Annotated in this window: 20 protein-coding genes; 7 read left to right on the top strand and 13 right to left on the bottom strand. The window is 70.2% G+C overall.

Annotation, left to right across the window (positions count from 1 at the left end; translation table 11 throughout):
• The first annotated feature begins 22 nt into the window (after positions 1-22).
• From TTY48_RS11695 to TTY48_RS11685, 3 genes are read left to right on the top strand one after another with little or no spacing between them, the layout of a single operon-like run.
• A complete protein-coding gene (locus TTY48_RS11695) occupies positions 23-1,360 on the top strand; it encodes a hypothetical protein (RefSeq protein ID WP_220657652.1) in 1,338 nt (445 codons plus the stop codon).
• A complete protein-coding gene (locus tag TTY48_RS11690) occupies positions 1,357-2,337 on the top strand; it encodes a glutamate ABC transporter substrate-binding protein (protein WP_220657651.1) in 981 nt (326 codons plus the stop codon). Before TTY48_RS11695 ends, TTY48_RS11690 begins: the two co-directional genes overlap by 4 nt.
• A gap of 12 nt (positions 2,338-2,349) precedes the next feature.
• The gene (locus tag TTY48_RS11685; protein WP_220657650.1) at positions 2,350-4,656 is read left to right on the top strand and encodes a serine/threonine-protein kinase; all 2,307 of its coding nucleotides are present in this window, start codon (positions 2,350-2,352) and stop codon (positions 4,654-4,656) included.
• Between the two features lie 4 nt (positions 4,657-4,660).
• On the opposite strand, the gene TTY48_RS11680 is transcribed toward TTY48_RS11685, so the two are convergent.
• From TTY48_RS11680 to TTY48_RS11665, 4 genes are read right to left on the bottom strand one after another with little or no spacing between them, the layout of a single operon-like run.
• Positions 4,661-5,116 (bottom strand): hypothetical protein, encoded by a 456-nt coding sequence (locus TTY48_RS11680; RefSeq protein ID WP_220657649.1) that lies wholly within the window; start codon positions 5,114-5,116, stop codon positions 4,661-4,663.
• A 31-nt stretch (positions 5,117-5,147) separates the two neighbouring features.
• Positions 5,148-5,972: an ABC transporter ATP-binding protein gene (locus tag TTY48_RS11675; RefSeq protein WP_255585645.1), complete on the bottom strand. Its 825-nt coding sequence runs from the start codon at positions 5,970-5,972 to the stop codon at positions 5,148-5,150.
• Positions 5,969-7,069, bottom strand: a complete 1,101-nt coding sequence (locus TTY48_RS11670; protein ID WP_220657648.1) for an iron chelate uptake ABC transporter family permease subunit — start codon at positions 7,067-7,069, stop codon at positions 5,969-5,971. The genes TTY48_RS11675 and TTY48_RS11670 overlap by 4 nt, the downstream gene beginning before the upstream one ends.
• Positions 7,066-8,160 carry an iron ABC transporter permease gene (locus tag TTY48_RS11665; protein ID WP_220657647.1) on the bottom strand — a complete coding sequence of 365 codons (1,095 nt, stop codon included), beginning with the start codon at positions 8,158-8,160 and terminating at the stop codon, positions 7,066-7,068. Before TTY48_RS11665 ends, TTY48_RS11670 begins: the two co-directional genes overlap by 4 nt.
• A 45-nt stretch (positions 8,161-8,205) precedes the next feature.
• Here TTY48_RS11665 and TTY48_RS11660 point away from each other — a divergent pair, with 45 nt between their 5' ends.
• Positions 8,206-9,156: an ABC transporter substrate-binding protein gene (locus TTY48_RS11660; RefSeq protein ID WP_220657646.1), complete on the top strand. Its 951-nt coding sequence runs from the start codon at positions 8,206-8,208 to the stop codon at positions 9,154-9,156.
• A gap of 6 nt (positions 9,157-9,162) precedes the next feature.
• Here the strand turns inward: TTY48_RS11660 and TTY48_RS11655 are convergent, their stop codons facing one another.
• The 5 genes from TTY48_RS11655 to TTY48_RS11635 all read right to left on the bottom strand — a co-directional run bounded on the left by TTY48_RS11655 (position 9,163) and on the right by TTY48_RS11635 (position 16,074).
• Complete coding sequence (locus TTY48_RS11655) at positions 9,163-10,731, bottom strand: adenylate/guanylate cyclase domain-containing protein (protein WP_220657645.1); 1,569 nt, start codon at positions 10,729-10,731, stop codon at positions 9,163-9,165.
• Positions 10,731-11,891, bottom strand: a complete 1,161-nt coding sequence (locus TTY48_RS11650; RefSeq protein WP_220657644.1) for an acetate kinase — start codon at positions 11,889-11,891, stop codon at positions 10,731-10,733. Before TTY48_RS11650 ends, TTY48_RS11655 begins: the two co-directional genes overlap by 1 nt.
• The gene (pta, locus tag TTY48_RS11645) at positions 11,888-14,020 is read right to left on the bottom strand and encodes a phosphate acetyltransferase (protein WP_220657643.1); all 2,133 of its coding nucleotides are present in this window, start codon (positions 14,018-14,020) and stop codon (positions 11,888-11,890) included. Before pta ends, TTY48_RS11650 begins: the two co-directional genes overlap by 4 nt.
• A 21-nt stretch (positions 14,021-14,041) precedes the next feature.
• Positions 14,042-15,052 carry a glucose-6-phosphate dehydrogenase (coenzyme-F420) gene (gene fgd, locus TTY48_RS11640; RefSeq protein ID WP_220657642.1) on the bottom strand — a complete coding sequence of 337 codons (1,011 nt, stop codon included), beginning with the start codon at positions 15,050-15,052 and terminating at the stop codon, positions 14,042-14,044.
• 95 nt (positions 15,053-15,147) lie between these two features.
• Positions 15,148-16,074 carry a SpoIID/LytB domain-containing protein gene (locus TTY48_RS11635; protein WP_220657641.1) on the bottom strand — a complete coding sequence of 309 codons (927 nt, stop codon included), beginning with the start codon at positions 16,072-16,074 and terminating at the stop codon, positions 15,148-15,150.
• A 232-nt stretch (positions 16,075-16,306) separates the two neighbouring features.
• On the opposite strand from TTY48_RS11635, the gene TTY48_RS11630 reads away from it, so the two are divergent.
• Positions 16,307-18,175: an ABC transporter ATP-binding protein gene (locus tag TTY48_RS11630; RefSeq protein WP_220657640.1), complete on the top strand. Its 1,869-nt coding sequence runs from the start codon at positions 16,307-16,309 to the stop codon at positions 18,173-18,175.
• Positions 18,176-18,182: 7 nt separating this feature from the next.
• On the opposite strand, the gene TTY48_RS11625 is transcribed toward TTY48_RS11630, so the two are convergent.
• Both TTY48_RS11625 and TTY48_RS11620 read right to left on the bottom strand, forming a co-directional pair.
• Positions 18,183-18,536 carry a VOC family protein gene (locus TTY48_RS11625; RefSeq protein WP_220657639.1) on the bottom strand — a complete coding sequence of 118 codons (354 nt, stop codon included), beginning with the start codon at positions 18,534-18,536 and terminating at the stop codon, positions 18,183-18,185.
• Position 18,537: 1 nt separating this feature from the next.
• Positions 18,538-19,362 carry a MerR family transcriptional regulator gene (locus TTY48_RS11620; protein WP_220657638.1) on the bottom strand — a complete coding sequence of 275 codons (825 nt, stop codon included), beginning with the start codon at positions 19,360-19,362 and terminating at the stop codon, positions 18,538-18,540.
• A gap of 57 nt (positions 19,363-19,419) precedes the next feature.
• Here TTY48_RS11620 and TTY48_RS11615 point away from each other — a divergent pair, with 57 nt between their 5' ends.
• Positions 19,420-19,914 (top strand): nucleoside deaminase, encoded by a 495-nt coding sequence (locus TTY48_RS11615; RefSeq protein ID WP_220657637.1) that lies wholly within the window; start codon positions 19,420-19,422, stop codon positions 19,912-19,914.
• Complete coding sequence (locus TTY48_RS11610; RefSeq protein WP_220657636.1) at positions 19,911-20,636, top strand: ankyrin repeat domain-containing protein; 726 nt, start codon at positions 19,911-19,913, stop codon at positions 20,634-20,636. Before TTY48_RS11615 ends, TTY48_RS11610 begins: the two co-directional genes overlap by 4 nt.
• A gap of 4 nt (positions 20,637-20,640) precedes the next feature.
• Here TTY48_RS11610 and TTY48_RS11605 read toward each other — a convergent pair whose 3' ends face one another.
• Positions 20,641-21,219: a hypothetical protein gene (locus TTY48_RS11605; RefSeq protein WP_220657635.1), complete on the bottom strand. Its 579-nt coding sequence runs from the start codon at positions 21,217-21,219 to the stop codon at positions 20,641-20,643.
• 129 nt (positions 21,220-21,348) lie between these two features.
• Entirely contained in the window at positions 21,349-22,338 is a 990-nt protein-coding gene (locus TTY48_RS11600; protein ID WP_220657634.1) for an alpha/beta hydrolase, read from the bottom strand.
• Between the last annotated feature and the right edge of the window lie 83 nt (positions 22,339-22,421).

Genomic DNA, 22,421 nt, shown 5'->3' with positions numbered 1-22,421 from the left:
CGACACGAGAGAGGTGCGAACGGTGACGGCCACGGCGTCGAAGAATCGACAGCTGACCTCGCTCCGCCTCCGGTCCTTCCCCGAGTCATCGGTCTTCGCCGAACTCCGCGAGTTCTTCACCTCCAGCCCCGGAAAACTGGTCTCGATGGCCATCGTGCTCGTGACGATGTGCCTGTTCACCGGATGGTTCACCTCCGCCGGCCAGCTCTCCCGTACCGATGTCCTGCAGCAGAACCTGTCCGACTACGAGCCCCGCGCCCATGCCGCCCAGGTGCTCTACAGTTCCCTGTCCACGGCGAACGAATCCGCGAACGCGGCCTTCGTGGCCGGCGGTCTCCCTGCCGACGAGATCCAATCCAGCTACCGGCTGGCGCTGGCCACCGCCGGCAAGGCGCTCGTCACCTCGGCCACGAGCCTGCCGCCCGAGGACACGAAGGCGCACGAGAACCTCGACACCATCGCGATGAACCTGTCGGTGTACACCGGTCTGGTCGAAACGGCGCGCACCAACAACCGGCTCGACAACTCGGTGGCCGCCGCGTACCTGGCGACCGCGTCGACGCTCATGCAGGAGACCCTGTTGCCCGCCGCGGAGTCGTTCTACCGCGAGGAGGCCGACAACCTCCGGGACACGCACTCGAAGTTCGCGTCCCCGCCGTGGGCGATCTACGGTGTCCTCGGCATCACGCTCGCGTCGGTGCTGCTCACTCACCAGTACCTGGCCCGGCGCACGCAACGCACCATGAACCGGGGCCTGCTGGTCGCGGCCACCGCCCTCACCGTGGCCCTGCTGTGGGTGCTGATCGCCAGCCTCACCTCGACTACCTTCTCCCTCCGCGCCGAACAACGCGGCACCGCGGCGGTGGACTCGTTGACGCAGGCCCGCACGCTCACGCAGCAGGCCCGGTCGATGGAGACGATGGCGCTCGTACAGCGCGGCGCCGGCCGCGGCACACCGCCGGAGGCCTTCGCGCAGACCCTCGGCCAGGCGCAGGCGACGCTGGAACAGATGGACACCGAGGACCCGGAGATCCGCGCCGCGGTCGACGGTGCGCGGGGCGACGCCCGGCGCTGGGTCACGGCGCACCAGGTGATCGCGGCCCGCGAGGCCACGGGCGATTACCTCGGCGCCACCCGCGTCGCGATCGGCACCGATCCCGATTCCGCGGCCGTGGCCTACCGCGCGCTCGACGATCACCTCACCAACGCGATCGCCCGCGCCCGGACCCTGTACCGCGACAACGTCAACACCGCGCGGTACGCGATCGCCTACTCCGGTCCCGGCGCCTTCGTGCTGTGCATCGTCGCGGCCGCCGGTGTCGCGGCCGGTTTCTACCCGCGAGTCAGGGAGTACCGATGATGCGCCGGACCCTGGGCGGGATCGCCCTCGCGCTGAGCGTCACGCTCGCCACCTCGGCGTGCGTGGTCTCGGCGCCGGAGGCCCCCGGCGATGCGGTGACCTCCTTCCCGCAGCCGATGCCGGGGTCCGGCACGGTGGTTCCGCCGGACACGCCCCTGCCGGCCGAGGTGGCGATGTGCCCGGGCACGCCGTCACCGTCGTCGCTCCCGCCTGCCGGACAGATGGTGCCGGGCACCACGATGGCCGATATCTTCGACCGCGGGCGGCTGGTGGTGGGCATCGACATCGGCTCGAACCTGCTGTCCTTCCGCGATCCGATCACCGGTGAGATCAAGGGATTCGACGCCGATATCGCGCACCAGATCGCGGCGGCGATCTTCGGTGATCCGAACCGGGTGCACTTCCGCATCCTCTCGACGGCCGAGCGGCAGCAGGCGCTGATCGACGGCACCGTGGACGTTGTGGTCAAGACGATGAGCGCCACCTGCGACCGGGCCAAGCAGGTGGCCTTCTCCGCCACCTACTTCATCGCGCAGCAGCGCATCCTCGCGCCGCGCGGCGCGCCCATCAACACCGTCGGCGACCTGTCCGGCCGCCGGGTGTGCGAGGTGCGCGGCACCACCTCGCTGGACCGGGTGCGCCGACTGGTGCCCAGCGCCACGGTGATCGCGGCCGATTCCTGGTCGGACTGCCTGGTGATGCTCCAGCAGCAGCAGGTGGACGCGGTCTCCACCGACGATGCAATCCTGGCCGGGCTCGAGGACCAGGACCCGAACCTCACTGTGACGGGGCCGTCGATGGGCCTGGAGTACTACGCGGTGGGGGTCGGGAAGAATCGCACCGACCTCGTGCGTTTCATCAACGGCGTACTACTGCGCATGGCCTTCGACGGAACGTGGATGCGGCTGTACAACCAGTGGTTCACGCCTACCCTCGGGCAGGTGTGGTCGGCACCCGCGGCGCAGTACACCGGGTAGGAGGTGATGGACATGCCCGACGAGGAGCACACGCAGGCGCAGGTCGTCGTCTTCGACGACGAGCAGCCGGAGGAGCACAGCGGCACCGTCGGTGTGCCGATGGATGCGATCTTCGACACCGAGCCGCCGCCCGTGGGCACCCAGGTCACCGCCGTACCTCCGCCCGATCAGGCGGTGGAGACCTCCGCGACGCCGCGATTCCAGCACAATCCGATGCCGCGCGCCGTCACCACGCGGATGCCCGGTCGGCGCCGGGTGGGCGGCGGACTCGTGGAGATCCCCCGGATCACCGAGGTGGACCCGTCCGAGGCCATCACCACCAATCCGATCATCGCCGAGGGCAAGCGGTACTGCTGGAACTGCCGCAAACCGGTCGGCCGCGCGCACGACGGTGAGCCGGGCCCCCTGATCGGCACCTGCCCGCACTGCGGGGCGCGCTTCTCCTTCGAGCCCGCGCTCAAGGCCGGCGACATCGTGGCCGACCAGTACGAGATCCAGGGCGCGATCGCGCACGGCGGGATGGGCTGGATCTACCTCGCCACCGACCTCAACGTGGTCGACCGCCCGGTGGTGCTCAAGGGCCTGCTCAATTCCGGTGACGCACAGGCACAGGCGGTGGCGGTCTCGGAGCGCCGGTTCCTCGCCGAGATGACGCATCCGTCGATCGTGAAGATCTACAACTTCGTCGAGCACCCCGATCCGGACGGCACTCGGATCGGGTACATCGTGATGGAGTACGTGCCCGGCAAGACCGTCAAGGAGATCCTCGCCGAGGCCGAATCCAAGGTGGAGGTCGAACAGGCCATCGCCTACATCCTGGAGGTGCTGCCCGCGCTCGGATACCTGCACAGCCTGGGCCTGGCCTACAACGATCTCAAGCCCGACAACATCATGATCAGCGAAGAGGACGTGAAGCTGATCGACCTGGGTGCGGTGGCCCCGCTGGGCGGCTACGGATACATCTACGGCACACCGGGTTTCCAGGCACCCGAGATCGCGAAGACCGGCCCGACGGTGGCCTCCGACGTGTACACCGTGGGCCGCACGCTCGCCGTGCTGGTGGCGAAGATCGCGATGGACAAGGGCCGGTACGTGGACGGCCTGCCCTCCCCCACCGACGATGCGACCCTGGCCCGGTTCAACTCCCTGTACCGGCTGCTGGTGAAGGCCACCGCGGAACAGCCGGAGGAGCGGTTCTCCTCGGCCGCGGAGCTCAACGATCAACTCCTGGGCGTGCTGCGGGAGTGCCTGTCCACCAAGTCCGGTGAGCCTCGGCCCGGCCTGTCGATGGTCTTCACGCCGCAGCGCTCCACCTTCGGTGTCGAATTGATGCTGCGCGCCGTCGATCCGGATCCCGATGTCCACGACGATATGCTGCGGGCGCCGGAAGTGCTGGCGGCGCTGCCGATCCCGATCGCCAATCCGTCCGATCCGGCGGCCGGCGTGCTGGCGCTCACGATGCGCAGCGATCCCACGCAGGTGCTCGACTCCCTCGCCGAGCTGCGGGAGACGATGGCTGGCACCGTGGAGATCGATCTGGCGGAGGCCCGGGCGCACCTGGAACTGGGCGAGGTGGATGCCGCCACCACGTTGCTCGATTCGCTGGCCGCGCGGGAGCCGCACCGCTGGCAGGTCACCTGGTACCGCGCCGAGACGGCGCTCATGCAGGGCGAGTACGCCACCGCCTACGACCACTTCGAGGCGGTCACCGACCAGGCGCCGGGTGAGGCGGCACCGAAACTGGCCGCCGCCGTGGCCGCCGAGTTCTGTTATCTCTCCGGCGAATCCGATCCGGACGGGTGGCGCGACCGGGCGCGGGAGCGCTACGAGGGGGTGTGGCGCACCGATCGCGGCATCATCTCCGCCGCCTTCGGTGCGGCCCGGATGCGCCGCGCCGCCGGCGATATCGTGGGCACGGTCGAGATCCTGGACCAGGTGCCGTCCACCAGCCGGCACTACCACAACGCGCTCTGCTCCTCAGTGGTCGCGCTGGTGCACGGGCGCGACCTCGCCGAGGTCACCGAGGGCCAGCTGCACGAGGCGGCGCGGCGGGTGCGCACGCTCCCGAAGTCGGAGTGGCGCAGGCTGCAGCTGCGCGCCCTGGTGCTGGGCGTCGCGCTCGGCTGGGTGCAGCACCGCAATCAGCACGGCCGCCTCGACGGGACCGCCACCCTGCTCGATCACGCCCTCACCGAACGCGGTCTGCGCAAGGCCACCGAGAAGGCGCTGCGCGATCTCGCCGCGCTGGCCGAGCGGAAGCGACAACGGCACGCACTGGTCGATCTCGCCAACGCGATCCGGCCGCGCACCCTGTTCTGAGCCTCTAGGTGCTCACACGAACGTAGGCATGTTCCACTCCACGATCGGGATCGAGCAGCGTCAATCGGCTCTGGTCGACTGCCACGACCAGCGCGGTCGTGGGGTCACCCGGATCTTGGACGATCAATCTCCCTTGGGCGGAGTCTTTTTCGCGAATGATTTCCCAGTGCGACGCCGGCTGGGAGCCGGTCTCGTCGGTGGTGACCGATCCGTCTTCCTGATAGCGGATGAATCCCCAATCGGATGCCGCACCATCGAGCCGCCAGGTTCCGACAATCAGTTTCCGCGCCCGATCCAGCTCAGGGTCGACTCGCTGGTCCGCTGGGGCACTCGGGACCAACGACGTCGTGGTGGATTGCGACGATTCCGGACTCGTTTGGGACTGACCACACCCTGCCAGCGCGCCGCATCCAGCGATCGCAAGACCGATGCCCAGGATCCCTATCCGCCTGCTCAGCACGATCCGTACCCCGACGTCTTCCTCGGCTGGGCTACTCGCCCACGCGGCGCGCGCCGATCGGCACGATCAGCGGGCGGCCGGGCGCCACGGGATCGTCGATCACCTTCGACTGCAGGCCGAAGACGTCGGCGAGCATCTCCTCGCTGATGATGTCCTGCGGTGCGCCCTGCGCCACGATGGCGCCGTCCCGCATGGCGACCAGGTGATCGCTGTACCGGATGGCCAGGTTCAGGTCGTGCAGCACCATCACCACGGTGCGGCCCTGGCCGCTGAGCTCGTCGACCAGGTCCAGCACGTCCAGGGCGTGCGAGAGATCGAGGAAGGTGGTGGGCTCGTCGAGCAGCAGCAGCTCGGTGCCCTGCGCCAGCGTCATCGAGATCCACACGCGCTGCCGCTGACCGCCGGAGAGCGAGTCGACGGGGCGGTCGGCGAGGTCGCGCACACCGGTCTGTGAGAGCGCCGCGTCCACCACGTCGGCGTCGTCGGAGGACCACTGCCGCAGCCAGCTCTGGTGCGGGTGCCGGCCGCGCGCCACGAGGTCGGCCACGGTGAGTCCCTCGGGGGCGGTGGGGCTCTGCGGGAGCAGCCCCATGGTGGTGGCCACCTGCTTGGTCTTCATCGTGGCGATGTCGGTGCCGTCGAGTACCACCTGGCCGCTCGACGGCTTGATCAGCCGGGCCAGCGTGCGCAGCAGCGTCGACTTGCCGCAGCCGTTCGGGCCGATGATCGTGGTCACCAGACCGGTGGGGATGTCCAGGCTGAGGTCGTCGAGCACCGTCACCTGGCCGTAGCCCGAGGAGACAGCGCGCGCCCCCAGCCGGGAGGGGGCCGCCTGCCGAGTGTCGATCGCGCTCATTTCTTGGCTCCCTTGATGTTCTGACGGACGAGGAGGTACACGAGGAACGGGCCACCGGCCGCGGCCGTCACGATGCCCACCGGCATCGGGACCGGGAACACGGTGCGGGCCACCAGGTCCGCGCACAGCAGCAGAGCGGCGCCCATGGCCGCCGCGGGGATGAGCGGCGGGGTTGCCAGCCGGGTCAGGCGCATCGCCAGCTGCGGGGCGACGAAGGCGACGAAGGCGATCGGTCCGGCCGCGGCGACGCCGGCGGAGGCCAGCAGCACCGAGGCGATGAGCAGCGTGGCGCGGTTGCGGCCCAGCCGCACGCCGAGGCCGCGGGCCACGTCGTCGCCGAGTTGCACGGCGCGCAGCGGGAAGGCGGCACCCATCGCGATGATCGCGGCGGGCACGCCGAGCCCGAGGGCGGCCCACACATCGCTCCAGTCGCGGCCGTCGAGTGATCCGACGAGCCAGGCCTGGGCTCGGGCCACGTCGCGGATGTCGGCGCGCACCAGCATCCAGTCGATGAGCGCCCGCATCAGCGCGGTGATGGCGATGCCCACCAGGATCAGCCGCATACCGTCGACCCCGCCGCGAACGGCCAGCAGGTACACCAGGGCGCCGGTGACGAGCCCGCCGCCCAGCGCGAACAGCGGCAGGCCCACATCGGTGTTGAGGGTGGCGGCCAGCGTGCTGGTGGAGGTCACCAGGAACACCGCTGCCACGCCGGCACCGGCGGTGATACCGAGGATGTCGGGGCTGGCCAGCGGGTTACGGGCGATCGACTGCACGATCGCGCCGGACATTCCGAGCGCCGCACCCACCGTGACGCCGACCAGCGCGCGCGGCAGCCGCAGGTCCATGACGATGAAGTCCGTCATCGCGTCACCGCGGCCGATCAGCGCCTGGAGCACATCACCCAGGCTGAGCGGGAATTCGCCCATCCGGATGCTGAGGCAGAAGGCCACGAAGGCCACCGCGACGAGCACCGCGGTGACGAACACCGGCCAGGGCCGCCAGACCATCGAGAGCACGGATCCGAATCGCATTCCGGGACGGATCGGAGGAAGGTCGACTTTCGCGTCCTGGACCGTGTCCTGCGTGTCGGTCATACCGTGACCGCCTTCCGCCACCAGACGAGTGCCACGAAGAAGGGCGCGCCGACCATCGCCACGACGATGCCCACCTCCAGCTCGCCGGGACGGGCCACGACGCGGCCCACGATGTCGGCCGCGAGTAGCAGCCATGCGCCGAGCAGGGCCGAATAGGGCAGCAGCCAGCGGTAATCGGGACCGGTGAAATAGCGGGTGATGTGCGGCACCATGAGTCCGAGGAAGGCGATGCTGCCGCAGGCGGCGGTCGCGGCACCGGCGAGCAGCGTCACGGCCACGATGCCGACGGTGCGCGCGAGGTTCACGTTGAGGCCGAGCCCCTTGGCCACATCGTCGCCGAGGTTGAGCAGGTTCACGGCGGGCCCGTTCGCCAGTGCGAGCAACGCACCGATCACGAGGAAGGGCGTGACCGCGCCGATCACGTCGAAGCCGCGGCCCACCACCGCGCCCGCGTTCCAGAACCGCAGCGCATCGAGGGAGGCGTTGTCGCTGAGCGCGATGGCCGAGGTCATCGAGCTGAGGAAGAGGCCAACGCCGGTGCCGGCGAGCACCAGGGTGAGCGGCGAGGCGACGCCGCCGCCCAGGCTGGAGAGGCCGAAGACCACGATCGCGGCGACGGCGGCGCCGAGGAAGGCAAACCACACGTACTGCAGCGGCTGGGTGAGGCCGCCCAGGAAGATCGCGCACACCACGGCGAACGCGGCGCCCTGGGTGATGCCCAGGATGCCGGGGTCGGCGATGGGGTTGCGGGTGTGGCCCTGCAGCAGCGCCCCCGCAAGGGCGAGCGCGGCCCCGGCCAGCAGGGCCAGGATGGTGCGCGGCACCCGGAGCGTCTGCACGATGATCGCGGCCTCGTTGAGCTGCGGATCGCCGGGGTTCGGGCCGGTGGTGTAGCGGTAGAACAGGCCGTCCCAGACCGCGGACGGTGCCAGATCGCGCGAGCCGATGGCGAGCGAGGCCACCACGGTGGCGGCGAGCAGGACCGCCAGGAGCATCAGCCCGGCGAGACGTTTGCGCCGCCGGGCCGAGCCCGCGCTGGGCCGCGCGGAGGACGACGGGGAATCGCGCGTCGTCGAGAGATCTACGGTCACCCCGCTAATGGTAGGCTGCCCTTCATTCTACGGAGGGACCCACCCATGAATTCGTCGCCGCGGGGCCTGGTCAGGACCGCTGCCGTCGCCCTCGTCACACTACTCGCCGCCGCGCTCGCGGCGTGCGGTTCGTCGAGCGATTCCGCGCCGTCGAGCACTCCGCCGGGGTCCGCGAAGCGCATCGCCTCGCTCGGCCTCGGTGACGTGGACACCCTGTTGGCGCTGGGCGTGGTGCCGGTGCTCGTGGCGCCGTGGGCCCAGGACGCGACCGAGCCGGTGGGCGAATGGTCGAAGCCGCTCCTGCAGGGCCAGCAGCCCGCGATGGTGCTCGGCACCGGCAACGGGGTCGACGGGAAGGCCATCGAGACCATCGCGGCGTCCAAGCCCGATCTGATCGTCGCGGTGAACTCGGGCTTCGACGACGCCACCTTCGAGCGGCTCCGGTCGATCGCGCCCGTGATCCGCCGCCCCGCCGAGTTCGCGGCCTGGGGCGTGCCGTGGGAGACGCAGGTCCGCACCATCGCGGCCGGAGTAGGCCTCGCCGGACAGGGCGACGCGCTGATCACCAAGACCAACGACACGATCGCCCGGACGAAGGCCGATCACCCGCAGTACCAGGGGAAGTCGGCGGCCACGATCCTGCCGAAGTCCGACGGCGGCTTCTACGCCTACGCCGGCACCGACGGCCGCGGACAGGTGCTCACGATGCTCGGATTCACCCTGCCTACAGCGATTTCGGGCCTGGTCCCGGCCGGCAAGTTCTACGCCGATGTCTCGGCGGAGAACCTGCAGCTGCTCGACCTGGACACCCTGGTGTACCTCGATTACGGCACCAAGCAGAGCGAGGAGACGGCCTTCCGGGCGCTCGCGGTGAGCCGGGACAACCGGGTGACGCGGATCGATCGCACCCTGGGCAATGCCATGTCGATGCCCAACCCGGTGACCCTCGACTGGGTGCTCAAGACCTTGCCGCCGAAGCTGCCGACGTTCTCCTGAGGCCGCTCAGCCCACCGCGAGGTACATGCGCGTGGGCTGATTGCGTCCGCGCAGCACCTCGACGGGCCCGGGGCTCCAGTGCCGGCATTCGCTCGCATCGGCGGCGGCCACCGCCGGGGCCGACGCCCAGGGCACCAGGGGATCCGCCTTCGCCGCGGTCGACAGGCGTGATGCCTCGTTGACCGGATCGCCGATCACGGTGTACTCGAACCGATCCGCGGCGCCCACGTAGCCCGCGACCACCACGCCGTAGGTCACCCCGCACCCGGCGCGCACCTCGGGCACCTCGCGGCGCAGCCGGGTCATCATCGCGCGGGCCGCCGCCAGCGCGGCGCCGGCGGGATCGCTGAGCGGGGCCGGGGCGCCGAAGATGGCGAGCACCGCGTCGCCCTCGAACTTGTTGACCAGGCCGCCACGACTGTTCACCTCCGCCACCACCACGCCGCAGAACCGGTTGAGGATCTGCACCACCTCGCCGGCCGGGCGCTGCGCGGCGAGCTCGGTCGATCCGACGATGTCGATGAAGATGACCGCGACGCGCTGTTCGACGCCGCCGAGCTCGGGTTCGGATTCGATGGTGGCCCGGGCCACCTGCTCGCCCACCTGCCGGGCGTACAGGTCACGGACGCGCTCGCGCTCGCGCAGGCCCGCCGCCATCTGGTTGAAGCCCGACTGGAGATTGCCCAGGGAGGTGCCGTCGTAGACCACCACCTCGGTGTCGTACCGGCCCTCGCTCACCCGCCGCATCGCCGCGGTCACGCTGCGCACCGGCGCGGAGATCCGCGCGACGCCCAGCTGGTTGAGCACGGCGCCGGACACCAGTCCGCCGGCGGCGAGGGCGCACACGCTGATCGCGATGCCGCTCACGGTCGTGGGCTCGATGAAGGCGAAGGCACCCACCAGCACCACACCGGCCATGGGCAGGCCGGAGCCCAGCACCCACAGGGCCAGCGAACGGGCCTGCAGGCTCTGATTACGCGGCTCGGGCTGGTAGGTCTGCAGCACGATCGCGGTCACGGGCCGCAGGCTGAACTCGACCAGCAGCATCGTGATGCCCGCGGTCACCAGTCCGGCCCCGAGGATCACCAGCGAGACCTTCGGCACGAGGTGCGGGTCGTAGAGGCCGTAGAGCCACCCGAACAGGATCGCGGCCACCAGCCAGTTCACCAGCTCGAAGACGTAGATGCGCCGCGGCAGGGCGAGGGTCTCCTTCGCCTGCTCCTCAGTGGGGGGCGCGCCGCTGCCCACCCAGCGCAGGGTGGTGTACACGTGCCAGGTGCCGTAGAGGATGCCGAAGACCAGTCCGACGGTGATGTACGCCGGGAGGATCACGGTGTTGATGTCGCTGAGTTCGGGTTGCCGCACCGACGGCTCGGGGATCCCCACCAGGATCAGCATCGCCGCGAATCCGGCGCCGAGCAGCGTGCACACGGCGATCGAGACGGACAGCAGGATCACGGTGCGCAGGCGTCGCGACTGCGCGCTCTCGCCGACGGTTCCCAGCAGCGGAGAGCCGTAATCCCCTCCCCCGTCGTCCGTTCCGGCGTCCCCCGGGGCCGAGTGCCCCAGGGGCATCAGAGGGCCGCCGCGTCGCGGGCTATCGCCAGCTCCTCGTTGGTGGGCACCACCAGCACGGCCACGGGGGCATCGTCGGGCGAGATCCGGCGGGGCTCGCCCGACCGCACCGCGTTCCGCTCGGGATCGACGACGATGCCGAACCGCTCCAGCCCGGCGAGGGCGTCGGCGCGCACACCCGCGGCGTTCTCACCGACCCCCGCGGTGAAGGTGATGGCATCCACTCCGCCGAGGTCCACCAGGTAGGCGCCGATGTAGCGGCGGAGCCGGTGGATGTACACGTCGTAAGCGAGTTTCGCGTCCTGGTCACCCGATTCGATGAGCGTTCCCAGTGCGCGGAAGTCGTTCTCCCCCGCCAGTCCCTTGAGACCGGAACGGCGGTTGAGCAGGTCGTCGATCTGGTCGATGTCCATGCCCAGGCTGCGGCCCAGGTGCAGCACCAGACCGGGATCGATATCGCCCGACCGGGTACCCATCACCAGGCCCTCCAGCGGGGTGAGGCCCATCGAGGTGTCCACGGCCCGGCCGCCGCGCACCGCCGAGGCGGAGGCGCCGTTGCCCAGGTGCAGCACGATCTGGTCGACCTCGGCGTCCGGCCGGCCCAGGAACTTCGCGACCTGCTGCGAGACGTACTGATGCGAGGTTCCGTGGAAGCCGTAGCGGCGCAGGGCGTGCTCCTGCGCCAGCTCGCGGTCGATGGCGTAGGTGGCGGCCGCGGCGGGCAGGTCGAAGAAGAAGGCGGTGTCGAAGACGGCCACCTGCTTCACCTTCGGCAGCAACTCGCGCGCCACCTCGATGCCCTCGGCGTTGGCCGGGTTGTGCAGCGGCGCCAGCGAACTGAGGCGGCGGATCTCCGCGAGCACCAGATCGTCGATGATCGTGGGCGAGTGGAAGGTGCGGCCGCCGTGCACCACCCGGTGTCCCACGGCGGCGAGCCCCTCGGGCGTGCCCGCACCGGCGGTCAGATCGAGGCCGCGCTCGGCGAACTCGTCGAAGACCAGCCGGAGGGCGGCCTTGTGGTCGGGGACCTCGGTCTCGCCGATCCGCTCGACGATGCCGCCGTGCACCACCTCGCCGGTCTCGGGGTGCAGCAGTTGATACTTCAGCGACGAGGAGCCGGAGTTGAGGACGAGGACGGCGCCCGCCACCGCACCGGTCATGACTGCTGCTCCTTCGCTTCGGGCTCCGCCGCGGAGAAGGCCTGCGCCTGGATCGCGGTGATCGCCACGGTGTTCACGATGTCCTCCACCAGGGCACCGCGCGAGAGATCGTTGATCGGGGCGTTGAGCCCCTGCAGCACGGGGCCGATCGCGACGGCGCCCGCCGAGCGCTGCACCGCCTTGTAGGTGTTGTTGCCCGTGTTGAGATCGGGGAAGACCAGCACGGTGGCCTTGCCCGCGACCGGGGAGTCGGGCATCTTCGACGCCGCGACGCCGGGGTCGACCGCGGCGTCGTACTGGATCGGGCCCTCCACCAACAGTTCCGGGGCGCGCTCGCGGACCAGGCCGGTGGCGGCCCGCACCTTGTCGACGTCGGCGCCGGTACCGGACTCGCCCGTCGAGTACGAGAGCATCGCCACCCGCGGGTCGATCCCGAACTGCGAGGCCGTCTGCGCCGAGGAGATCGCGATGTCGGCGAGCTGGGTCTCGGTGGGATCGGGCACCACGGCGCAGTCGCCGTAGGCCAGCACCTTATCGGCCAGGCACATCAGGAAGATCGACGACACCGTGGAGACACCGGGCTTGGTCTTGATGATCTCGAAGGACGGCCGGATGGTGTGCGCGGTGGTGTGCGCGGCACCGGAGACCATGCCGTCGGCCATGCCGAGGTACACCATCATGGTGCCGAAGTAGCTCACGTCCACCACGGTCTCGGCGGCCCGCTCCAGCGTCATGCCCTTGTGCTTGCGCAGCTCGTAGTAGGTCTGGGAGAACTTGGCGATGAGGTCGGTGGCGCGCTTCGGGTCGATCACGTCGGTATCGCCGAGGTCCACGCCCAGTTCCGCGGCGCGGGCCCGCACGCGGGACTCCTGGCCGAGGATCGTCAGATCGGCCACCTCGCGCTGCAGCAGGCGGCCGGCGGCGCGCAGGATCCGGTCGTCGTCGCCCTCGGGCAGCACGATCCGCTTGCGGTCCGCGCGGGCCCGGGCGATCAGGTGGTACTCGAACATCTGCGGGGTGACCACGCCGGGGTTGGAGACCTGGAGCGCATCCATCAGGTCCTCGGAGACCACGTACCGCTCGGTGAGCGCGACCGCTAGGTCCACCTTGCGGGCGGAACCGGGCCCCACCCGCCCTCGGGTCTTGGCCGCGATCCGCGCGGTCTCGTAGGTGCCGTGCGGCACCGAGACGATGGGCAGAGTCGGCTTGAGGCCGTCGACGAGGGCCGCCGTCATCGGGTGCGGCGCGTAGCCACCGTTGAGGATGATGCCGGCCAGCGACGGGAAACCGTTGGCGCGGTGCGCGTTCACCATCGCCAGCAGCACCTCGGAGCGGTCACCCGGTGCGATCACCGCGACGCCCTCGGTGACCCGTTCCAGGCTGTGCTCGGCCGTCATCCCGGCCACCAGCACGTCCATCGCCTCACGCGAGAGCAGCTCCGGATCGCCCCAGAGCAGCTTGCCGTCCATCGCCTCCATGAGTTCGCCGACGGTGGGCGCGGTGAGCACCGGCTCCTCCGGCAGCACCCACACGGGCAGCCCCGTCGCGGCCTTGAGGGCGTCGCACACCGCGTCGAGCTGGCCGGGATCGCACCGGTTCGCGATCACCGACGAGGTGTGGGCGTGGTTCGCCTTGATCTCGGCCATCGACTGCTCGGCCACCGAGACCACCTGCTCGGGGGTCCGGTCCAGCGCCTTCACCGCGAGCAGGATGGACGCACCGAGGTTGGCTGCGATCCGAGCGTTGAAGGACAACTCGGTGGGCGAGGTGACGTCGGTGTAGTCCGAGCCCAGGATCAGCACGAAATCGCACTTGTCGGCCACCGCGTGATAGCGGCTGACGATCTCGGCGATCGCCGCGTCCGGATCCTCGTGCACCTGGTCGTACGAGACACCCACGCACTCGTCGTAGTCGAGATCGGCCGTGGCCTGCTCGATGAGCAGCTCCAGGATGTAATCGCGCTGCTCCCCCCAGGTGCGGGGGATCGGACGGAAGACGCCGATGGTCCAGCCCGTGGAGGTCAGCAGGTTCATCGCGCCCAGCGCGATGGTCGACTTCCCGGTGTCCCCCTCGGGGGAGGCGATGTAGATGCTGGTCGTCGTCGGGGATCGGTCAGCGCTCGCGGACATGGCTTTACTATCGCAGCCCGGTCAGCCCAGCGCGCGCAGCCGGGGGGCCAGATCGCGCTGGAAGTTGTCCAGGAAGCGGCGCTGGTCGTGGCCGGGGGCGTGGAAGACGAGGTGGTTCAGGCCGGCGTCCACGTACTGCTTCACCGCGGCCACCGCCTCGTCGGGATCGGAGGAGACGATCCACCGCTTGGCCACCTGCTCGATCGGCAGCTCATCGGCCAGGCGCTCCATCTCGGCGGAGCTGTTCACGCTGTGCTTCTGCTCCGCGGTCAGCGACAGGGGCGCCCAGAACCGGGTGTTCTCCAGTGCGAGTTCGGGATCCGGGTCGTAGCTGATCTTGATCTCGATCATCTTGTCCAGCGCGTCGAAATCGCGGCCGCCCAGCTCGGCGCCCTCCTTGGCGGCGGGGATCAGCTTCTCGGTGTACAGGTCCATGCCCTTGCCCGAGGTGCAGATCATGCCGTCGCCCGCGCGGCCGGCGTACTTCGCCACCACGGGGCCGCCCGCGGCGATGTAGACGGGCACGGGACGCTCCGGAATGTCGAACAGGACGGCGTCCTTGGTGTGGTAGTAATCGCCGTCGAAGTTGGTGATCTCGCCCGACCACAGCTCGCGCATGAGCCGCACGGATTCGCGCAGGCGGGCGAACCGCTCCTTGAACTCGGGCCACTCGCCCTGGAAGCCGGTGGCGTACTCGTTGAGCGCCTCGCCGCTGCCCACGCCCAGGAAGATCCGGTCGGGGTACATGCAGGCCATGCTCGCGAAGGCCTGCGCCACCACCGCGGGGTTGTAGCGGAAGGTGGGCGTCATGACCGAGGTGCCGATCTTCACCCGCTCGGTGCGCTCGCCCACGGCCGCCATCCAGGCCAGCGAGAACGGGGCGTGGCCGCCGTTCACGCGCCAGGGCTGGAAGTGGTCGCTCACGGCCACCGAGTCCATGCCCGCGGCCTCCGCCGCGACCGCGATCTCCACCAACTCGCGGGGCCCGAACTGCTCCGCCGATGCCTTGTACCCGAGCTGCAACTTCGCCATGGGATTCACCCTACTGTCCCCGGCCGACATCGCACCCGGGACGTGTGCGGCGCCTACGGCATCGGGATGACGGGGTGGGGATTGCGGTGTCGGGATTACGGGGTCGAGGCGCCGGCCGGGTCGTCGATGCGGGACGCGCCGTACTCGGTCTCGTAGACGCGTCCGTTCTGGGACATCACCCACCCGGTGGTGCTGGCCACGGCGGCGTCGGTGCGCGGGTCCTCCCGGTCGAGGCCGCCGTAGACCTGCGAGGCCTGGGTGTCGTCGAAGGTGTCACCGCGTTCGGCGCCGCGGACCAGGGCGTACGACCGCGCCGCGATCGCCTGCGCCTGGAGCGCCGCACCGCCGCCCTGATCGGCCCATCCCGGCGAGCTCTCGACGGGCACCACGCTGCGCACGTAGTCCTCGATGCCGACGATGTTGAGCACCTTGCCGTCCCGGGCCACGAGGCTGCCGCGGTACCCGGCGTTGCTACCGCAGAAGCGCAGCACCTGGTCGGCGGGGAGCGACTGATTCGGCGAGGGCGGGTTGACGGTGCCGTCCGGCACCTCGAGCGTGCCGAGCACCTGGCCGCCGCACCCGGCGCGCACCGTCGCGGTCGTCCCGGAGATGCTCACGGCCTGGCCGGGGGCGAGCGATTTGCCGGCGATGAGTCCGCCGGCGGGCGCGACCACGTCGAGGCGGTTCTGGTCGGTCAGCCGCACGGTGATCGGCAGGCCGGTGTGCACGGCGCCGATCGTGGTGCCCGGGTAGTAGCGGTCCAGGATCTGCTGCACGGTCCAGCCCTGTTTCGCGTACCCGAAGGCGCCGAGCTGGCTCATGCCGCGGCCGTGTCCGCCCGCGCTCCCCGGGGCCACGGCGTTGCCCGGCGAGGTGTCGTCCACGAGGGTCGGCTCGGCGGCGGGGCCGAAGCCGGTGAGGGCGCCGCCGATCACCAGGGCGGGCACCACGGTGACGATGGCGGCGCGAGCAGCGCGCAATCGTCGAGAACGACGAGGTCCGCCATCGATCCAGACGGGCATCGGGTCTCCTTCGGTCTGAGGTCGGCGCCGTCACCAGGGGCGACGAGCCGGTGGGTCGCGCGCGATCGCACCCGGACAGGCGTGATTATTGAGACTATTGGGGCTCAAGTTACCATTGAGGGTTGTGTTTCGCCTAGCGGTTGCGATTTCACGGCACGGAACGGCCGTCCCTGTTCCGCTGTCGGCGAACGATCTAGACATCAACGTAACTTGAGGTCCTAGCCTTGTATGCATGAGCATGGAATCGGTCGCCTGGGACACCCTGTACCGCGGGACGCGCGCGCTGGACGCACCGTCGCGCCGCCCGATCGAGACCCTGCGCCGGATGGGACCGTTCGCCCGGCCCCACCGGTGGCGGCTCACCGCCTTCCTCGCGCTGTCGGTGATCTCAGCGCTGCTCGCGGTGGCCACTCCCCTGCTGGCCGGCCGGGTCGTGGACCGGATCGTCGGCGGCGGCCCCGTCAGCGTGGTGGTGGAACTCGCGGTGCTCATCGCCGTGATCGCGATCGTCGGCGCCGGCATCGACCTGCTGTCGCGCTGGTTCTCGTCCCGGATCGGCGAGGGTCTGATCTACCAGCTGCGCACCGCGGTCTTCGATCACGTGCAGACGATGCCGGTGGCCTTCTTCACGCGCACCCGAACCGGCGCACTGGTGTCCCGGCTCAACAACGACGTGCTCGGCGCACAGCGCGCCTTCTCCGACACCCTCGCCGGCGTGGTCACCAACGTGGTCACGCTGCTGCTCACCCTCGGCGTCATGCTCAGCATCTCCTGGCAGATCACCCTGCTCGCTCTGGTCCTGCTGCCGGTCTTCATCCTGCCCTCGCGGCCGATGGGGCGGAAGATCGCAGGGATGTCGCGCCGTGCCGCGCGGCACAACGCCAGCATGAGCGACCAGATGACGGAACGCTTCTCGGCACCGGGCGCCACGCTGGTCAAGCTGTACGGCCGGCCCGAACGGGAATCGCAGGAGTTCGCCGCCCGCGCGGCCGCGGTGCGCGACATCGGGGTGAGCACCGCGATGGCGCGGATGCTGTTCGTCACCATGCTCACGCTGGTGAGCTCGCTGGCCCTGGCCCTGGTGTACGGACTGGGCGGCTTCTACGCGCTGCGCGGGGAGTTGCAGGCCGGCGCGGTGGTGGCCCTGGCGCTGCTGCTCACCCGGCTGTACGCGCCGCTCACCGCGCTCGCGAACGCCCGGGTCGAGGTGATGACGGCGCTCGTCTCCTTCGAGCGGGTCTTCGAGGTGCTCGATCTGGTGCCCATGGTCCGGGACGCACCCGACGCCGTGACGATCGACAAGACCCCCACGCAGCTGCGGTTCGACGGCGTGAGCTTCGCGTACCCGTCGGCCGAGAAGGTCTCGCTGGCCTCCTTGGAGGAGGTGGCCCAGCTCGACACCCGGGGCGGCGAGACGGTGCTGCACGACGTCTCCTTCACCGCCGCACCGGGTTCCATGGTGGCGCTGGTCGGCAGCTCGGGCGCGGGCAAGTCGACGATCGCGCAGCTCGCCACCAGGCTCTACGACCCCGACGCCGGGTCGATCACCCTGAACGGCACCGATCTTCGCGATATCACCGCGCAGTCACTGCATTCCGCGGTCGGCCTGGTGACCCAGGACGGGCACCTCTTCCACGACAGCATCCGCTCGAACCTGGTGCTCGCCAACCCGGAGGCCACCGACGCCGAGATCGCCGATGCGCTGCGCCGGGCCCGCCTGACGGAGCTGATCGCGCATCTGCCCGACGGACTCGACACGGTGGTCGGCGAGCGCGGCTACCGGCTCTCCGGCGGCGAACGCCAGCGGCTCACGATCGCCCGCCTGCTGCTCGCGCAGCCCTCGGTGGTGATCCTGGACGAGGCCACCGCGCACCTGGATTCGACGTCCGAGGCGGCGGTGCAGGCGGCGCTGGGCGAGGCCCTGGCCGATCGCACCTCGCTGGTGATCGCGCACCGGCTGTCCACGATCCGCGCGGCCGACCTGATCCTGGTGCTCGAGGCGGGCCGGGTCGTCGAACGGGGCACGCACGAGAGCCTGCTGGCCCAGGGCGGACGGTACGCCGAGCTCTACCGCACCCAGTTCGCCGATCAGGCGGCGTGAAGCCCGATCAGCCCTGGGCGATGCAGAACTCGTTGCCCTCGGGGTCGGTGAGCACGGTCCACGTCACGCCCCACTCGTTGTGATCACGAACGTGCTTCGCGCCCAGTGCCACCAGGCGATCGACCTCGGCCACCCGGTCATCGGCGTGCAGGTCGACGTGCATGCGGTTCTTCACCGTCTTGCCCTCCGGGACGGCGAGGAACATCATCCGCGGCAGTGCGGCGTTCGCGTAGCCGATGGTGCGCATGAAGGCATTGCCGTCATTGTCGTCCACGGGGACGTCGAGCGCTCGCGACCAGAACTCGGCCTGGCCGGCCACGTTCGCGCAGTCCAGGTTGATCATCTGCAGTGTCAGTGCCATCTCAGTTCTCCTTCGGTGCGGCGGCCAGGACGGGCCACCAGATCTCTGTGCGCAGGTCCGCGGGGGTCGCGGCCGCACAGGGGTCCACGAGGTAGCGCTCGATGATGGCGGCGCCCGCATCGGTCGCATTACGAGCCACCCAGGCACCGAGCTGCCCGTAGGTCTCGTCGAACTTCTCGTACGAGCCGTGGTGCACGGCAACGGCGCACAGCGCGCGGCCCAGTCGCCGGTTGCGCACCCGCCCGGTCACCGCGCCGGGGCCGGACACCGGCAGCAGGGCCGAGACCTCCTCGATCTCGGCGACCTGCGACGGGTACTCCGCCATCGACGGCCCCGTCACCGTGAGACCCGCGGCCGCGGCGCACGATTCGAGCTCGGAGTAGGCGGCGTCGAGGAACTGCGGCAGCCCGGCGTGCTCCACGGTGGCATGGATCTCCAGGACGTCGACCGACCCGAATTCCCGCAGGTGCGTGGGGGTGTGGGCGATCGGCGCCGTCACGTCCTGCAGGGCGACGATGGCGCGTTCGAGATCGGCCCGGCGCTCCCGCAGGGTGGCCTCGTGTTCGGCGAGGATCGCACGGGTCACCTCCGGATCGCGGGCGTCGAGCACCCGCGCCACCGCTGCCAGCGGCAGGTCCAGGTCGCGCAGCCGGGTGAGCACCGCGGCATCGTGCACCTGCGCGGCGTCGTAGAGCCGGTACCCGCTCTCCGGGTCGACCGCCGCGGGCACCAGCACGCCCTGCTCGTGATAGCGCCGCAACTGCTTGACCGACAGCAGCGTGGCGCGCGAGAACATGCCGATCGACATGAGTCCGGTTGCGTTCACAGACAGAGTATGGAGTCTCCCCCTACCGGGAGGGTCAACCCCGCTACGGTCGGATCCATGAGCATCACCGCCCCCACCGCCGCCGATCTGCCGCACCTGCGCCGCTGCGTCGAACTCGCCCGCGAGGCGCTCGACGCCGACGATCAGCCCTTCGGTTCGCTGCTCGTCGACGCCGCGGGCGTGGTCCGGTTCGAGGACCGCAACCGGGTGTCCGGCGGCGATGCCACGCGGCACCCCGAGTTCGAGATCGCGCGGTGGGCCGCCGACCACCTCTCCGCAGCGGAACGCGCCACCGCCACGGTGTACACCTCGGGCGAGCACTGCGCCATGTGCAGCGCCGCGCACGCCTGGGTGGGGCTCGGCCGCATCGTCTACGCCGCGAGCACCGAGCAGCTCGTGGCCTGGCACGCCGAGTGGGGCGTGACCCCCGCACCGGTCGCGGCGCTCGCGATCGGCGAGGTGGCGCCCGGCATCCCGGTGTCGGGTCCGGAACCCGCACTCACGCAGGAGGTGCGCGCCCTGCACGCACGCGCCGCAGGCATCACGGCGTGAGGCGCCTCGTAGCTGCGGGCCTCGTGCTCGCGCTCGCGGGCTGCTCGGTGGAGAGGCTGCCACCCGGGCCGGCATCGGTCAGCGCACCGTCGAGCGGCGCACCGTCGTCGTCGGTCCGCCCGGCCCCGAACCCCGAAGCCACCAGGGCGCTGGCGTCCGCGATCGCGACCAACGACGAGGCCGGGGCCCGCGCCGCGCTCGCCGCCGGCGCGGAGCTCGAACGCCGCGGGGCCGCGGGCCGCACCCCGCTGGTCGCGGCGACCAAAGCCGGAAACACCCCGATCGCGCTCGCCCTGCTCGATGCCGGCGCCGATCCGAACGCCAAGGACGACATCCAGGATTCGGCGTACCTGTACGCGGGCGCGGAGGGGATGACGGAGATCCTCGCCTCCACGCTGCGCCACGGGGCGGACGTGCGCAGCCTCAACCGGTACCGCGGAACCGCCCTGATCCCCGCGTGCGAACACGGGCACGTGGAGAACGTGAAGCTGCTCCTGGCCGCCGGGGTCGATGCCGATCACGTGAACGGCTCCGGCTGGACCTGCCTGCTGGAGGCCGTGATCCTCGGCGACGGCGGCCCGGAACACGTCCAGACGGTGCGCCTGACCCTGGACGCCGGCGCGAACCCCGCCCTCGGCGACTTCGACGGTGTCACGCCCCGCCAGCACGCCGTGCGGCGCGGCCAGACGGCCGTGGTCGCCGAGTTCGATCGACCGCGGTAGGGTCTCATCTCCGTCGGAATCGTGGACCGATCCAGACGACCAAGCCGACCAGAATTACCACCGCAACGATGGCACCCGCGATCGCTCCCGGGCTCTCGCGATAGAACGGTTGCCGCAGATGGAACAGCCACGACTGCGGCGCACCCGACAGCCGAGTCTCCGGCGCATCCGGACCAGGGGATTCGCCCGGCAAGTCTCTGGAAGCTCCACTGGGGCTGGACAGAACGGCATTCCCGCACACCGGATGCACCCACCGCGAATCCTGGCGTTTGACCACCAGGGTCACCTGCTCGCTGCTATCGAACCGGCTTCCGCAGGAGGTGTAGGTGGCGGATTGCGTGCGGATCACTGTCACCTTCTCCGGTGGAGCTCCGTACATCGAGCTGACCCGCACTTGGAGATCCGTGTCGCGAAATCCGACGCGCTGCGCTTGCACCACACCGCGGATCACCACGAGATCCGGCGGGATCTCCCGCTGGACGGCACAACTGCACGCCGACGCCGTGCCCGCGACGCCGGGGATCACCACACCGATCCCCATCACGACCACCAACGCGCACAGCGCTGCGATCGCGCGGCGCACCTCAGAGCCTCCGATGACGAATAGTCATGGTGCGAGTTTACGTTCTCGATTCACAGCTTCGGTGCCGAACTGCGGTCACGCGGACGGAATCACCGCGGTTTCGCACCGAAGTTCGCGGGCGGGAGGCCGCTAGGACGCGAGGTGCCGCTCCTGCTCGGCCTGGACGGCGGTCTCCCCCGCCTCGGCCTCGGTGAGCCGGTCGGAGAGGAAACCCACGGTCACCTTGTAGGCGTCCCACGATTCGGGGGTGAGTCCCGCACTGACCACGAAGGCGTGCACCTGGCCGTCGTAGATGTGCACCTCATTGCGGATGCCCGCCCGGTCGAGCGAGGCGTGCAGCTCCAGCGAGTCGACCATGAGCGCCTCGCGGTCGGCGGCGAACAGGACGCTCGGCGGGAAGTACGCGGCGGTGGCGTCCGTGGTCATGTCCTCCGGACCCCGCAGCTCCTCGGGTCCGCGGCCGAGCACGGTGCGCAGCTTGCGGATCTTGCCCAGCGGCAGCATCGCGTCGTGCCGCGACGAGCGCGGCAGGACGGCGCTGATGTCGAGGAAGGGCGAGAAGCCGGCGAAGGCGGTGGGCCGCTGGATACCGGCCTCGGCGGCGTACTGGATCACCTTCGCGCACACGAATCCGCCGGCGGAGTCTCCCGCCACCAGGATGCGGTCGACCTCACCAGAGTCGAGCAGCTCGCGGTAGGCGGCGAAACCATCGGCCACCGAGGTGCCCACTCCGCCGTCGGGGTACTGGCGGTACTCCACGTTGTAGACGGGAACCCGCAGGCCGCGGGCCAGGAGCACGGCGATCCGGCGATGGGTGTCGAGGTTGCAGCCGATGAACGCGCCACCGTGGTAGTAGATCAACGCGGCGCGCGGGTGCGGATCGGCGTCGCCCTCGGGGACGATCAGCTCGGTGGGGACGCCGCCGAGCGTGATCTTCTCGATCCGTACACCGCGGACCGACTGGGGTACGCGGCTCAGGTAGGGCTCCGCGGCGCGGAGCAGCGGCAGTGTGCGGTCGCTCATGGGGAACAGCCGGAAGATCGTTTTCATCACGATCCGTACGAACCACAGGACGATGCGCGAACGCAGGCTCCGGCCACGATGGGCGATGACCGCCATCTCGACTTCTCCCTTTGCTACTGACCAGTATTTCTAAGAACAGCGTAGCTCTGCCCGCGCCTACTGCGGTCCCGGTGTGACCT

Source organism: Tsukamurella sp. TY48 (assembly GCF_019656655.1).
Classification (GTDB): domain Bacteria; phylum Actinomycetota; class Actinomycetes; order Mycobacteriales; family Mycobacteriaceae; genus Tsukamurella; species Tsukamurella strandjordii.
Note: the sequence above shows the minus strand (reverse complement) of the source record. Positions and strands in the feature narration are given on the sequence as shown.

Coding starts and splice junctions, on each gene's coding strand:
- TTY48_RS11655 (WP_220657645.1), bottom strand. CDS start 10,731: ATGCCCCTGGGGCACTCGGCCCCGGGGGACGCCGGAACGGACGACGGG.
- TTY48_RS11625 (WP_220657639.1), bottom strand. CDS start 18,536: ATGGCACTGACACTGCAGATGATCAACCTGGACTGCGCGAACGTGGCC.
- TTY48_RS11630 (WP_220657640.1), top strand. CDS start 16,307: ATGAGCATGGAATCGGTCGCCTGGGACACCCTGTACCGCGGGACGCGC.
- TTY48_RS11660 (WP_220657646.1), top strand. CDS start 8,206: ATGAATTCGTCGCCGCGGGGCCTGGTCAGGACCGCTGCCGTCGCCCTC.
- fgd (WP_220657642.1), bottom strand. CDS start 15,052: ATGGCGAAGTTGCAGCTCGGGTACAAGGCATCGGCGGAGCAGTTCGGG.
- TTY48_RS11670 (WP_220657648.1), bottom strand. CDS start 7,069: ATGACCGACACGCAGGACACGGTCCAGGACGCGAAAGTCGACCTTCCT.
- TTY48_RS11615 (WP_220657637.1), top strand. CDS start 19,420: ATGAGCATCACCGCCCCCACCGCCGCCGATCTGCCGCACCTGCGCCGC.
- TTY48_RS11675 (WP_255585645.1), bottom strand. CDS start 5,972: ATGAGCGCGATCGACACTCGGCAGGCGGCCCCCTCCCGGCTGGGGGCG.
- TTY48_RS11690 (WP_220657651.1), top strand. CDS start 1,357: ATGATGCGCCGGACCCTGGGCGGGATCGCCCTCGCGCTGAGCGTCACG.
- pta (WP_220657643.1), bottom strand. CDS start 14,020: ATGTCCGCGAGCGCTGACCGATCCCCGACGACGACCAGCATCTACATC.
- TTY48_RS11635 (WP_220657641.1), bottom strand. CDS start 16,074: ATGCCCGTCTGGATCGATGGCGGACCTCGTCGTTCTCGACGATTGCGC.
- TTY48_RS11650 (WP_220657644.1), bottom strand. CDS start 11,891: ATGACCGGTGCGGTGGCGGGCGCCGTCCTCGTCCTCAACTCCGGCTCC.
- TTY48_RS11685 (WP_220657650.1), top strand. CDS start 2,350: ATGCCCGACGAGGAGCACACGCAGGCGCAGGTCGTCGTCTTCGACGAC.
- TTY48_RS11600 (WP_220657634.1), bottom strand. CDS start 22,338: ATGGCGGTCATCGCCCATCGTGGCCGGAGCCTGCGTTCGCGCATCGTC.